The sequence below is a fragment of the Mitsuaria sp. CC2 genome (assembly GCF_048957715.1).
In the GTDB taxonomy this organism is placed as follows: domain Bacteria; phylum Pseudomonadota; class Gammaproteobacteria; order Burkholderiales; family Burkholderiaceae_C; genus Roseateles.
Window position 1 is genome coordinate 293,212 of record NZ_JARVXN010000018.1, and the last position, 12,058, is coordinate 305,269.

Below are 12,058 nucleotides of genomic sequence, written 5' to 3' on the forward strand. Positions count from 1 at the left end.
ACCGGTAGCGGCATTCGAGACCCGCCGGCCCGCGCCGCGATACCGACGCAAGCGAAGCGCGCCAGGGACGAGGCGGCTCCCGACGATCGCACCCGTTCCACTTCCACGGGCGCCGACCATGCTCCGCCGACGTCATCTCCTGTGCTGCGGCGCCGCCGCGGCGGCGGGCCTCTTCAGCGCGCTCGCGGCCGACGCGGCCGGCCCGTTGCGCAATCCCTGCGGTCATGCCGCGCTGCCGATTCCCGGCGTCGATCCGCAGTGGCTCGAACGCGTCTGGGACGGCATCGATCCCGCGCAGCTCTGGGACGTCCACGCCCACCTGATCGGCACCGGCGACTCGGGGTCGGGCTGCTGGATCGCGCCGTCGCTGTCGCAGTGGTGGCATCCGGCCGAATTCGCCCGCAAGCACGCGATCCTCAACGGCGCCTGCGTGGATCCTCGCTCCGTCGCCTCGGGTGACATCGATCGAGCCTATGTCCGGCGCCTCACTGCGCTGGCCGACGCCTTCCCGACGGGCGCGCGCTGGCTGCTCTTTGCCTTCGACGAGGCGGTGGATACCGCCGGCCATCGACGCCCCGACTGGACGACCTTCCACGTCCCCGATGCGTACGCCCGCGCGGTCGCCGCCGAACGTCCCGATCGCTTCGGCTGGGTGGCCAGCATCCATCCGAACCGGGAGGACGCGCTGGAACGCCTGGACCGGGCGATCGCAGGGGGAGCCCTCGCAATCAAGTGGCTGCCGAGCAGCATGGCCATCGACTTGCGCGACGCGCGTCTGCGGCCCTTCTACGACCGCCTCGCGGCCGCTCGACTGCCGCTCATCGTCCATTGCGGCGAAGAACACGCCGTGCCCGGCGCGGACCGGCAGGACCTCGGCAATCCGCTGCTGCTGCGCGAGCCGCTGCGCCACGGCGTGCGCGTGATCGCGGCGCACTGCGCCTCGCTGGGACTGGCAATGGACCTGGATCTCCCCCGACCCCGACCCGCCCCGGCTTTCGACCTCTTCGTCCGCCTGATGGACGAACCGACCTGGCGCGGTCTGCTGCTCGGCGATGTCTCCGCGATGTTCCAGTTCAATCGTCGCCCCGAGGTCTGGCGCACCGTGCTGCGACGCCAGGACTGGCACGACCGGCTGTTGCACGGTTCCGACTACCCCCTGCCGGGTGTGCTGCCGCTGGTCCGCCTGCCCCAGCTCGTCCGCGCGGGGGTCCTGGATGAAGCCCACGTCGCCCCTTTGGGGGCATTGCGCAACCACCACCCGCTGATGTTTGATCTCGCCCTCAAGCGGTTCGCCCGATGGCAGGGCGATGCCTTGAGCGCCACGGTCTTCGCGACTGCCCGGCACTTCCCCGTCCGGGCGGCGTGAAGCACTCCCCCAGAACCCGCGTCCCTGCCTGGCGATCGGGACCGGACCGGGCGGTAGCACCGATCGATACCGGCCCAGGCGGCGGGTGATACTCACCGCAAATCAGCAGGGGGAACCGGGCGGGCGCGGCGACAGTTGCGCCATCGCCACCGGCAACCACCCGACGGGGCGATGACCCCGGCAACCACGCCCGGTCCCCGACGACCGGTCCCCAGGAGGAAACGTAGACATGACCACCCCGCACATCCGCATCCAGCGCGACACCAAGGCCTGGCGCTATCAGGTGTGGATCTCCTTCGGCATCAGCGTCGCGCTCTGCGCGATCGGCCTGGCCTGGCTGCCCGGCGCCGACCTGGACCGCGCCTTCATGGTCATGGGCTACGTGTTCTGCCTGTCCGCCGCCTTCGCGTTGTCCAAGTACATCCGCGACAACCAGGGCGCCCGCACCGACACCCCGATGTGGGGCCTGGTCGTCTGGAGCGGCTTCGCGCTGGCGATGGCGCTCACCGGCTGGGGCCTGTGGCGCATGGAGGTCCAGCCGGTCTGGAAGGCCTACCTGCTGGTCTGCTGGTTCTACCTGATCTCCAACGTCTTCACGCTGGCCAAGATGCTGCGCGACCCCCACGAGGCCGATCTGGCCGACGCGCGCCAGCAAGGCCGCCGCGACGCCCTGCGCGAAGCCGTGCCGACCGCCGCTCAATGAACACCGGCGCCCACCTCGTCTCGACCCGCGCACGCGCCCGTCATCCGATTGACCTCACCACAAGGAGTCTTCCCATGCGTCCCCATTCGTCCTTCCGTCCCCTCCTCTCGCTCCTGACCGCCGCCGCCCTGGCCTTCGGGGCGACCGGCGCGGCCCGGGCCCACGGCCCGAGCGACGCCAGCGCCGCGCTGTCGGCCATCCCGGTCGCCATCTCGGTCGTCGCGCCCTCCGCAGTGCTGTCCGCCGGCACGGCCTTCGTCGTCGTCGCGATCGAGAGCACCGCCCGCGGCACCGTCTGGGTGCTGGAGCGCGCCTCCGACGGCGTGCGCATCAGCGTCGAGTTCTCCGGCAAGGCCGTCGTCGGCGCCTCGAATGCCGTCGGCACGGCCCTCGTCGTCACGGCGATCAGCACCGGTTTCGTCCTGTCCGCGGCGAGCGAGGCGGTCGCCTTCATCCCGAACGAGATCGGCGCCTCGCTGCTCTACAACGAGCGCATCACCGACAAGGATCGCGTGACGCGATGAGCGCCCGCCCGGCCATGAAGACGATGTTCGCGACCGCTGTGCTGGCGGCAACGCTCGGTGCGGGACCGGCCTGGGCCGGTCGTCCGTGCGAGAACGCCAAGCCCACGATCGACCAGATCCGGCGCGGCATGAACCTCGCGCAGTCGACTGCGGCCGCGCTGGACCGCAGCGGCGCGGACGTCGTGCTGCTGGCGCGCGCGGGACAGGACCTCGGCGAGTACGGGCTGCGCTGGTCGCACGTGGGCTTCGTCTATCGCGACACGATGGGCAGCGGCGCCGACGCCAAACCTGTCTGGCGCGTGGTGCACAAGCTCAACCAATGCGGCACGGCGCAGGCCGACCTGTATCGGCAGGGGCTGGGCGAGTTCTTCCTGGACAACCCGCATCGCTATGAAGCAGCGTTCTCGGTCCTCAAGCCTGAGTTGCAGCAAGCGCTGCTGCCGGTGCTGAAAGAGAACGCCCGCTTGGCGGCCCTGCACACGCCGGACTACAACATGGTCGCCTACCCCTGGTCGCGCCAGTACCAGCAGAGCAACCAGTGGGCGCTGGAGACCCTGGCTTCCGCCGCCGCGCCGCGCGAGGTGCTCAACCGCGCCCAGGCGCAGGATTGGCTCAAGCGCCAGGGCTACCAGCCGTCGGACTTGCGCCTGTCGACCGCCAAGCGCCTGGGCGCGCGCATCGGCATGGCCAACGTCGCCTTCGACGACCATCCGTCCGCCAAGCGTTTCGCCGGCCACATCGAGACCACGACGGCGGACACCGTCTTCGCCTGGCTGCCGCGCAGCGGTTACGGCCAACCCCCGCAAAGCGTCAAGGCGCCCTGACCGGGTTCGCCCGGACAACGACCGATGAGCCATCGATCTCCTCCCCGACTTCCACAGCGAGCCCTCCCATGAGCGACTCTTCCCATACCAGCCAGTTCGCGTTGCTGAGCCAACGCCGGTTCGCGCCCTTCTTCTGGACACAGTTCCTGGGCGCGGGCAACGACAACCTGTTCAAGTTCGCCTTCACGGTGCTGGTGACCTACCAGCTCAGCGTGAGCTGGCTGCCGCCGACGCAGGCGGGGCTGGCCATAGGCGCCTTGTTCATCCTGCCGTTCGTGCTGTTCTCGGCCACCAGCGGGCAGCTCGCCGACAAGTACGACAAGGCGCGGCTGATGCGCTTCGTGAAGTCGCTCGAGATCGTCATCATGGCGCTCGCGGCCTACGGCTTCTACGCCGTCAACGTGCCGGTGCTGCTGGGCTGCGTGTTCCTGATGGGGCTGCACTCCACGCTGTTCGGGCCGGTCAAGTACGCCTACCTGCCGCAGCACCTGAGCGACCACGAGATCACCGGCGGCAACGGCATGGTCGAGATGGGGACCTTCGTCTCCATCCTTCTGGGCAACCTGGCGGGCGGGCTGCTGGTCGCCACGCCGATCGTCGGGCCGCAGCACGTGGCGATCGCTTGCGTGGCGGTGGCGCTGCTGGGCCGCGCGACGGCGCAGGCGATTCCCGCCAGCCCGTCGACGGTGCCGGACCTCGTCATCAACTGGAATCCGGTCTCCGAGACCTGGCGCAACCTCAGGCTGGCGCACGGCCAGCTGGCGGTGTTCCGTTCTCTGCTGGGCATCTCGTGGATGTGGTTCTTCGGCGCGGTGTTCCTGGCCAACTTCCCGTCGTTCGCAAAGGAGGTGCTGCACGGCAACGAGCAGGTGGCCTCGCTGCTGCTGATGGTCTTCTCGGTGGGCATCGGCGTCGGCTCGCTGCTGTGCGAGGTGCTGTCGCGCCGGCAGGTCGAGATCGGCCTGGTGCCGCTGGGCGCCATCGGCATGAGCGTCTTCGCCATCGACCTGTACTTCGCCTCGCGCGGGCTGCCGCCGTCGGCGCCGCTGAGCGTGGGCGCCTTCCTCGCGAACCAAGCGCACTGGCGCGTGCTGGCCGACCTGGGCCTGCTGGCGCTCTTCGCCGGCCTGTACAGCGTGCCGATGTACGCGCTGATCCAGATGCGGGCGCAACCCTCGCACCGCGCGCGGATCATCGCGGCGAACAACATCCTCAACGCGCTGTTCATGATCGCGAGCTCGATCCTGGCCGGCGCGCTGCTGGGCGCCGGGCTGACCATCCCGCAGCTGTTCCTGGTGGTCGGCATCGCCAACGCCGTGGTGGCGTTCTACATCTTCCTGGTCGTGCCGGAGTACCTGCTGCGCTTCTTCGCCTTCGTGCTGTCGCGCCTCATCTACCGTTTCCGCGTCAGCGGCGATCAGCACATCCCGACGCAGGGCGCGGCGGTGCTGGTCTGCAACCACGTGAGCTTCGTCGACGCCGTGCTGCTGATGGCGGCGAGCCCGCGGCCGATCCGCTTCCTGATGGACCATCGCATCTTCCGCGTGCCGGTGCTGGGCTGGATGTTCAAGCTGGCGAAGGCGATCCCGATCGCGCCGCAGAAGGAGGACGCGGCGACCTACGACGCGGCCTTCGCCGCCGCGCAGGCGGTGCTGGACGACGGCGAACTGGTGGGGATCTTCCCGGAAGGCGGCCTGACGCGCGACGGCTCGCTGCAGGCGTTCAAGGGCGGCGTGATGAAGCTGCTGGAGGGACGGCCCGACATCCCGGTGGTGCCGATGGCACTGCAGAACCTGTGGGGCTCGTTCTTCTCGCGCGTCGAGCAGGGTCAGGCGATGGTGCGGCCGTTCCGGCGCGGGCTGTTCAGCCGCGTGGGGCTGGTCGCGTCGGCGCCGATCGCGGCGAAGGACGTGACACCGGAACTGCTGCGCGAGCGGGTGGCGGCGTTGCTCGGTCCAGAAGCAGTCACGGTCACGCAGCCGGTGAAGGCGTGAACTGACCTGATGCGGTAGACAGCAAGAAGGCCTCCGAAAGGAGGCCTTCTGCGTTTCGCCTTGCAGAGGGACTCTCCGAGGCCCTCAACGGCAGGTCGCCGACGCCATCTTGAAGTCGCTGCTCTTCGAGCGCTTGTAGACCACCTCGCAGCTAGAGTAGCCGTCGAGCGAGCGTGCCAACTCGACGCGCGTACGGAAGTAGCTGCAGACAGCGAAGCCGCCGGACATGCCTTGCAGGTTCCAGCTCTGCGTGCGCGTCGCGCCGCCCTTGCCGTCCTTGCGCTCTTCTTCCTTGTCGTAGATCTCCCCGTTGGGCGAGCCGACCGGGCCGCCGTTGACGGCGAAGTTGGTCAGGTCATGCTGCGTGCGCTCGCTGCCAGCGGTCGTCGCAGCCCAGCCAGCCGGCACGGACGTCAACGACTGATTCGTCAGCGGAAGCTGGACCGGACAGCTGAAAGGCTCTGGCTTCGGATCGGCGGATACCGTTCCGACGCTGGCCGACAGCATCGCGGCAACGAGGTGGAGTCGGAACGACGTGTCAATGCGCATGATGGGGCGGAAGTCTAGGCGGCGGTGGCATCGACATCCGCTGACCATCGTCATCCCGCTGGACTGTCAAGCGCTGCGAGCGCCTCGCCGCATCAACCGCCTGATCCGCAACTTGATCGCCCTCGCCGAGCGCCACACCGCGCTCGCGCGGACCCAGACCAGCAGGCCTTCCTTCCACACGGTCCAGCGCCCGTAGAGACGCGCGAACCAGGGCAGGCTCATCAGCGCGGGCTGCGTGAGCGCGAAGATTCGCGCCACCACCGCCGTGCCGATGACCTTGGCCCCGACGATGACGCACAGCCCCATGCCCGCGTGGCCGATGCCGATGAGCCACAGCGCCAGCAGCTTGATGGGCAGCAGCAGGAGCCCGGGGAGGAAGAACACAACCAGCGCCACATAGGGCGGCAGCCGCCTCACGACGGCTTCCAGCTGCCGGAACACGGGCAGCCGACCGATGGCGGCCATCGCGCGCTGCAGCGGCTCCCAGCCCCATTCCTCGAAGAGGATGACGATGGCCAGGACCACGCGGATCAGCCAGCGGATGGGCGCGAAGAGCAACTTCAGCATCACGCCATCTTTGCACGGCCCACCTTAGGGCCCTCTGAAGTCAGACCCCGCGCGCCCGATCCTCCGCGAACCGCTGCCGGAAGCCTTCGAAGTCGCCAGCGTCCAGCGACTCGCGGACTTCCTTCATCAGGTTGAGGTAGTAGTGCAGGTTGTGCACGCTCGTCAGCATGGGGCCGAGCATCTCGCCGCAGCGGTCGAGGTGATGCAGGTAGGCGCGGCTGAAGTTCTGGCAGCAGTAGCAGGTGCAGGTCTCGTCGACCGGCTTCTCGTCCGACTTGTAGCGCGCGTTGCGCAGCCGCAGGTCGCCGAAGCGGGTGAACATGTGGCCGTTGCGCGCATTGCGCGTCGGCATGACGCAGTCGAACATGTCCACGCCCTGGCGCACGCCTTCGACCAGGTCTTCCGGCGTGCCCACGCCCATCAGGTAACGCGGCTTGTCCGCCGGCAGCTGATGCGCGATGTGATCGAGGATGCGGAGCATGTCCGCCTTCGGCTCGCCCACCGACAGGCCGCCGATCGCGTAACCCGGCAAGTCCAGCTCCTTCAGCCCCGCCAGCGACACGTCACGCAGGTTCTCGAACATCCCGCCCTGCACGATGCCGAACAGCGCGTTCGGGTTCTGCAGCTTCTGGAACTCGTCCTGGCAGCGCTTGGCCCAGCGCAGGCTCATCTCCATCGACAGCCGCGCTTCCTTCTCGGTCGTCAGCTGGCCCTTGGATTCATACGGCGTGCACTCGTCGAATTGCATGACGATGTCGCTGTTGAGCACCGTCTGGATCTGCATCGAGATCTCCGGCGTCAGGAACAGCTTGTCGCCGTTCACCGGAGACGCGAACTTGACGCCCTCCTCGGTGATCTTGCGCATCTCCCCCAGCGACCAGACCTGGAAGCCGCCCGAGTCCGTCAGGATGGGCTTGTTCCAGCTCTCGAAACGGTGCAGGCCGCCGAACTGCTTCATGATGTCCAGGCCCGGACGCATCCACAGGTGGAAGGTGTTGCCCAGGATGATCTGCGCGCCCATCTCCTCGAGCGAGCGCGGCATCACCCCCTTGACGGTGCCGTAGGTGCCCACCGGCATGAAGATGGGCGTCTGCACGACGCCGTGGTTGAGCGTCATGACGCCGCGTCGTGCGCGGCCTTCGGTCTTGAGCAGTTCGAACTTCAGCATGGACGCGATTATCGGGCCCCGCGTCCCCTGGGGTTCGCGCGCTGCCGGCGCCTCGTGGCGTCGGCGTAGACTCGGCGCGCAATCGGGAGCGGAGACTCCCCGGAGAAGCATCTTGAGGTCCTGGATCGCCGCCCTCGCCGCCGTCATCGCGACGGCCGCCTGCGCCATCGCGCCCGCGGCGGCGCTCGCCTGCGGGCCGTACACGGTCGGCCTCTACGAGTACAGCGGGCTCTACTACCGCGACGCCCAGGGCCGGTGGACCGGCATCGACAAGGACGTCGTCGACGAAATCGCCCGACGCAGCGGCTGCAAGCTCAAGGCCGTCACCGAGTCGCGCGTGCGCATCTGGGCGCAGATCGCCTCCGGCCAGATGGACATGACGGTCTCCGCGCTGATGACGAAGGAGCGCGAGCTGCTCGTCGAGTTCATCCCCTACATCGAGTCCCGGCAGTTCGTCGTGATGCGCCCGGCGCTGGCCGCGTCCAGCGGGACGCCGGCCGCTTTCCTCGCCGACAAGCGACGACGCGTCATCGTCGTGCGCGGCTACGTCTTCACGCCGACGGTCGAATCCTGGCTCACGTCCCTGCGCATCCAGGGCCGCGTCGACGAGGCACCCGACCAACCCACCGCCATCCGCATCTTCAGGGCCGGTCGCGGCGACGCCGTGGTGCTGGGCGCGCACAGTCTGGCCCTCGCACGACGTGCCGATCCGGTCTTCGCGAACTTCACCGCGCTGTCCTTCGCGCCGACCGAGCGCAGCATCGGCGCGCTGGCGCTGTCCCGTGAACGCATTCCCCAGGCCGATCGCGACCTCATGCGGCATGCGGTCGACGAGATGCTGAAGGACGGCACCATCGACGGCTACAAGTACCGGCACCTGGGCGACGTGTCCGAAACGCCGTAGCGTCCGGCGCTGTCGGACCGACCGCCGTCGGACCTGGGCGCGAACGGCACCGCGACAATCCCCCCATGCCCCACAGCCTTGCCGCGCCGGTCCACGCCGAACTCATCATCAAGAAGAGCCGCTTCCTCGGCTGCGTGGAGTCGGTGCCCGATCGCGTGGCGGCGCTGGCGCGGGTCGAGCAGTTGCGCGCCCAACACCCCGGCGCCGCCCACGTCTGCTGGGCGCTGATGGCGGGCGGGCAATCGGCCGCGAACGACGACGGCGAGCCCGGCGGCACCGCCGGCCGGCCCATGCTGGAAGTGCTCCGCCACCAGGACCTGGAGGGCGTGCTGGCCACGGTGGTGCGTTACTTCGGCGGCGTGAAGCTGGGCGCGGGCGGGCTGGTGCGCGCCTACACGGACGCGGTTGCGCAAGCGCTCCTCAAGGCGGACAAGGTACCGGTGATCCGGCTGCGGACGCTGCGCTGCACCCTGCCCTATGCGCAGGAAGGCTTGCTGCGCCGCGAGGCCGAGAAGGCCGGGGCACAACTGGTGGACGTGGCGCATGGGGCGCTGGTCGACGTCACCTTGCGCCTGCCGGACTCAGTCGCGGACGCTTTCATCGCGACCCTGAACGAATCGGGCCAGGGACGAATCGGATGGCTGAAGACGCTTGAAGGCTAAGCAGGCGCTCCGCAAGCTCGAACATTGGCCGCGACGGTCGCGCCGATGGCCTGCCTGGTGACCCTTCGTACACCTTCTGCGTCCAACAAGTCGGCGAGCCCGCGCGCGGCATCGCACCTCTGGTCGATGACGTCAGCCGCGTGTTGCGCCGGGAGGTCGCAGGCCTGTGCCAGGCGCAGGAGATGCGTGCGCCGCGGCGCCTTCGCCTCCCCCATCACCGACGTCAGCGCCCCATGAACCCGGGACCCCCCCAGGTGGTCCGGAAAGTCCGAATAGGTCTGGGACCGCAAGGGCACCCGTGTCTTGCCCGGCCTCGCGCGCTTGCGTTGGGGAGTGTCGATCCGTTCCAGGTCGGCGATGGAGAGCGGGACCTTCGGCTGGAACGCGGACCGGGTTTTACTCCTCCATCGCCCATCCGCGAAGCCTCGCGGCCCCGCGCAGCCTAGAATCGCCGGCTGTTTTCCCCACTACCGCGCGAGACTGCCCGTGGCCGCAACCATCCTCCAAAAGATTCCCGCCGGCGAGCGCGTCGGCATCGCCTTCTCGGGCGGCCTGGACACCAGCGCCGCGGTGCACTGGATGCGCGGCAAGGGCGCCGTGCCCTGCGCCTACACCGCCAACCTCGGCCAGCCCGACGAGAGCGACTACGACGAGATCCCCCGCAAGGCCAAGGCCTACGGCGCCGAGATCGCCCGCCTGGTCGACTGCCGCGCGCAGCTGGTCGCCGAAGGCATCGCCGCCCTGCAGTGCGGCGCCTTCCACATCAAGAGCGGCGGCGCCACCTACTTCAACACCACCCCGCTGGGCCGCGCCGTGACCGGCACCGCCCTCGTGGTCGCGATGCGCGACGACGGCGTCAACATCTGGGGCGACGGCTCGACCTTCAAGGGCAACGACATCGAGCGCTTCTACCGCTACGGGCTGCTGGCCAACCCGGCGCTGAAGATCTACAAGCCCTGGCTGGACCAGACCTTCATCGACGAACTCGGCGGCCGCAAGGAGATGAGCGAATACCTCATCGCCAACGGCTTCGACTACAAGATGAGCGTGGAGAAGGCCTACTCGACCGACTCCAACATGCTGGGCGCCACCCACGAGGCCAAGGACCTGGAGTTCCTGAACCAGGGCATGAACATCGTCAACCCGATCATGGGCGTCGCCTTCTGGAAGGAAGACGTCGTCATCAAGGCCGAGACGGTGTCGGTGCGCTTCGAGGAAGGCGTGCCGGTCGCGATCAACGGCCGGACCTTCCCCGACCTGGTCGAGCTGTTCATGGAAGCGAACCGCGTCGGCGGCCGCCATGGCCTGGGCATGTGCGACCAGATCGAGAACCGCATCATCGAGGCCAAGTCCCGCGGCATCTACGAGGCCCCGGGAATGGCGCTGCTGCACATCGCCTACGAACGCCTGGTCACCGGCATCCACAACGAGGACACCATCGAGCAGTACCGCATGAACGGCATGAAGCTCGGCCGTCTGCTGTACCAGGGCCGCTGGTTCGACCCGCAATGCCTGATGCTGCGCGAGACCGCCCAGCGCTGGGTCGCCCGCGCGATCACCGGCGAAGTGACGCTGGAGCTGCGCCGCGGCAACGACTACACGATCCTCGACACCGTCAGCCCCAACCTGACCTACGCGCCGGAGCGCCTGTCGATGGAGAAGGTCGAGGACGCCCCGTTCACACCGGCCGACCGCATCGGCCAGCTGACGATGCGCAACCTGGACATCGCCGACACGCGCGACAAGCTGGGCGTGTACAGCCGCAGCGGCCTGCTGGGCAAGCACTCGGAAGGTTCGATCCCGCTGCTGACCGGCGGGGACGAGTAAGTCTCCGTCGCCGGACGCCTCGGACCCGCGCCGGGGTTCATCGCAAAAGCCGCCGTCACCGGCGGCTTTTTCATTGGTGCTCGGCGACCCCTCGCGACACTGAACGGGCTTCCTGTTTCCTGAGGAGCCTCCATGCGTGCCATCGCGCTGTACGCCCCCGCTGCGGCCCCGATGAAAAAAGCCGCTGATCGCTCAGCGGCTTTTTCTTCGCGTCGCCGCGGGGTCGAGCCCCGTCGGACTCAGCTGCGGCGGCGAGCCAGGAAGCCCAGCGCACCGAGGCCGGCCAGCATCAGCGCGTAGCTGTGCGGTTCCGGCACGGCCGGCGCGATCGCGGCGTTGACATTGGAGCTCAGGAACTCCGCGCGCACGCCGGTGAAGTTGTAGGTCGAGTTGGCCGTGTCGGTCACGACGAACTGCAGCGTGTTCACGCCCGCGACGAAGCCGCTGGAGGCCGAGAACGAGGTCCACTCCGCGAAGCCGCGCTCGCCGGCGATCGACGAGATCGCGACGCCGTTGAGCAGCAGCACGCCGTTGTTGTCCGCCGCCCAGTGGCCGCTGAACGAGGCGCTGCTGGCGTCGTAGCCGGTCAGGTCGAAGTTCAGCGTCCAGGTGAACGTCGAATTGCCGGTCGGGCTGTAGTTGGTGCCCTGGTCCGAACCCGGGATCAGCCACGACGAGGACGCGGTGTTGGGCAGCCAGTACGGGAACGGATCGGTCGCGCCGTTGCTCACCACGCCGAAACCGGCCAGGCCCGCCGCATCGCCGGTGGCCGTGTACTTGTAGTTCGTGTCGGTGCTGCCGGTGGTCTGGCCGGCGCCGGTGTTCACCAGGCCCCCGATGGAAGCGGCGGCAGCCAGGCCGCTGAACAGCGCGGCGGCGGCGGCGATCGAGGTGCGTGCAATCAGCGTCATGGTGAATCCCGAGCGGTGGTAAGTCTTGTCTGTGCGATTGTCCCTAAACATAGGGATTC

The 12,058-nt window shown here is 68.6% G+C and carries 12 protein-coding genes; 8 read left to right on the plus strand and 4 right to left on the minus strand.

The genetic code is table 11. The features are described 5' to 3' along the window. Window positions 1–118: 118 nt before the first annotated feature. The 5 genes from PV762_RS13975 (at window position 119) to PV762_RS13995 (ending at window position 5,411) form a co-directional block, all read left to right on the plus strand. A complete protein-coding gene (locus PV762_RS13975; protein ID WP_421035612.1) occupies window positions 119–1,366 on the plus strand; it encodes an amidohydrolase family protein in 1,248 nt (415 codons plus the stop codon). A gap of 229 nt (window positions 1,367–1,595) precedes the next feature. Beyond that, a complete protein-coding gene (locus PV762_RS13980) occupies window positions 1,596–2,069 on the plus strand; it encodes a YiaA/YiaB family inner membrane protein (RefSeq protein WP_421035613.1) in 474 nt (157 codons plus the stop codon). 74 nt (window positions 2,070–2,143) lie between these two features. Then, window positions 2,144–2,593 (plus strand): hypothetical protein, encoded by a 450-nt coding sequence (locus PV762_RS13985; RefSeq protein WP_421035614.1) that lies wholly within the window; start codon window positions 2,144–2,146, stop codon window positions 2,591–2,593. Further along, complete coding sequence (locus PV762_RS13990; RefSeq protein WP_421035615.1) at window positions 2,590–3,417, plus strand: DUF2145 domain-containing protein; 828 nt, start codon at window positions 2,590–2,592, stop codon at window positions 3,415–3,417. The genes PV762_RS13985 and PV762_RS13990 overlap by 4 nt, the downstream gene beginning before the upstream one ends. A 68-nt stretch (window positions 3,418–3,485) precedes the next feature. Next, a complete protein-coding gene (locus PV762_RS13995; RefSeq protein WP_421035616.1) occupies window positions 3,486–5,411 on the plus strand; it encodes an MFS transporter in 1,926 nt (641 codons plus the stop codon). Between the two features lie 84 nt (window positions 5,412–5,495). On the opposite strand, the gene PV762_RS14000 is transcribed toward PV762_RS13995, so the two are convergent. Genes PV762_RS14000 through tgt form a run of 3 tightly spaced genes read right to left on the minus strand, consistent with a single transcriptional unit; the run spans window position 5,496 to window position 7,695 of the window. Continuing rightward, window positions 5,496–6,014, minus strand: a complete 519-nt coding sequence (locus tag PV762_RS14000; RefSeq protein ID WP_421035617.1) for an STY0301 family protein — start codon at window positions 6,012–6,014, stop codon at window positions 5,496–5,498. Window positions 6,015–6,026: 12 nt separating this feature from the next. Next, window positions 6,027–6,527, minus strand: a complete 501-nt coding sequence (locus PV762_RS14005) for a hypothetical protein (protein WP_421035618.1) — start codon at window positions 6,525–6,527, stop codon at window positions 6,027–6,029. A 40-nt stretch (window positions 6,528–6,567) separates the two neighbouring features. Beyond that, a complete protein-coding gene (gene tgt / locus PV762_RS14010; RefSeq protein ID WP_421035619.1) occupies window positions 6,568–7,695 on the minus strand; it encodes a tRNA guanosine(34) transglycosylase Tgt in 1,128 nt (375 codons plus the stop codon). Window positions 7,696–7,807: 112 nt separating this feature from the next. Here tgt and PV762_RS14015 point away from each other — a divergent pair, with 112 nt between their 5' ends. The 3 genes from PV762_RS14015 (at window position 7,808) to argG (ending at window position 11,088) form a co-directional block, all read left to right on the plus strand. Continuing rightward, window positions 7,808–8,599, plus strand: a complete 792-nt coding sequence (locus PV762_RS14015; protein ID WP_421035620.1) for a substrate-binding periplasmic protein — start codon at window positions 7,808–7,810, stop codon at window positions 8,597–8,599. Between the two features lie 65 nt (window positions 8,600–8,664). Next, the gene (locus PV762_RS14020; protein ID WP_421035621.1) at window positions 8,665–9,261 is read left to right on the plus strand and encodes an IMPACT family protein; all 597 of its coding nucleotides are present in this window, start codon (window positions 8,665–8,667) and stop codon (window positions 9,259–9,261) included. Between the two features lie 486 nt (window positions 9,262–9,747). After that, complete coding sequence (gene argG, locus PV762_RS14025) at window positions 9,748–11,088, plus strand: argininosuccinate synthase (RefSeq protein WP_421035622.1); 1,341 nt, start codon at window positions 9,748–9,750, stop codon at window positions 11,086–11,088. A gap of 239 nt (window positions 11,089–11,327) precedes the next feature. Here argG and PV762_RS14030 read toward each other — a convergent pair whose 3' ends face one another. After that, the gene (locus PV762_RS14030) at window positions 11,328–11,999 is read right to left on the minus strand and encodes a PEP-CTERM sorting domain-containing protein (RefSeq protein WP_421035623.1); all 672 of its coding nucleotides are present in this window, start codon (window positions 11,997–11,999) and stop codon (window positions 11,328–11,330) included. Window positions 12,000–12,058 lie beyond the last annotated feature (59 nt).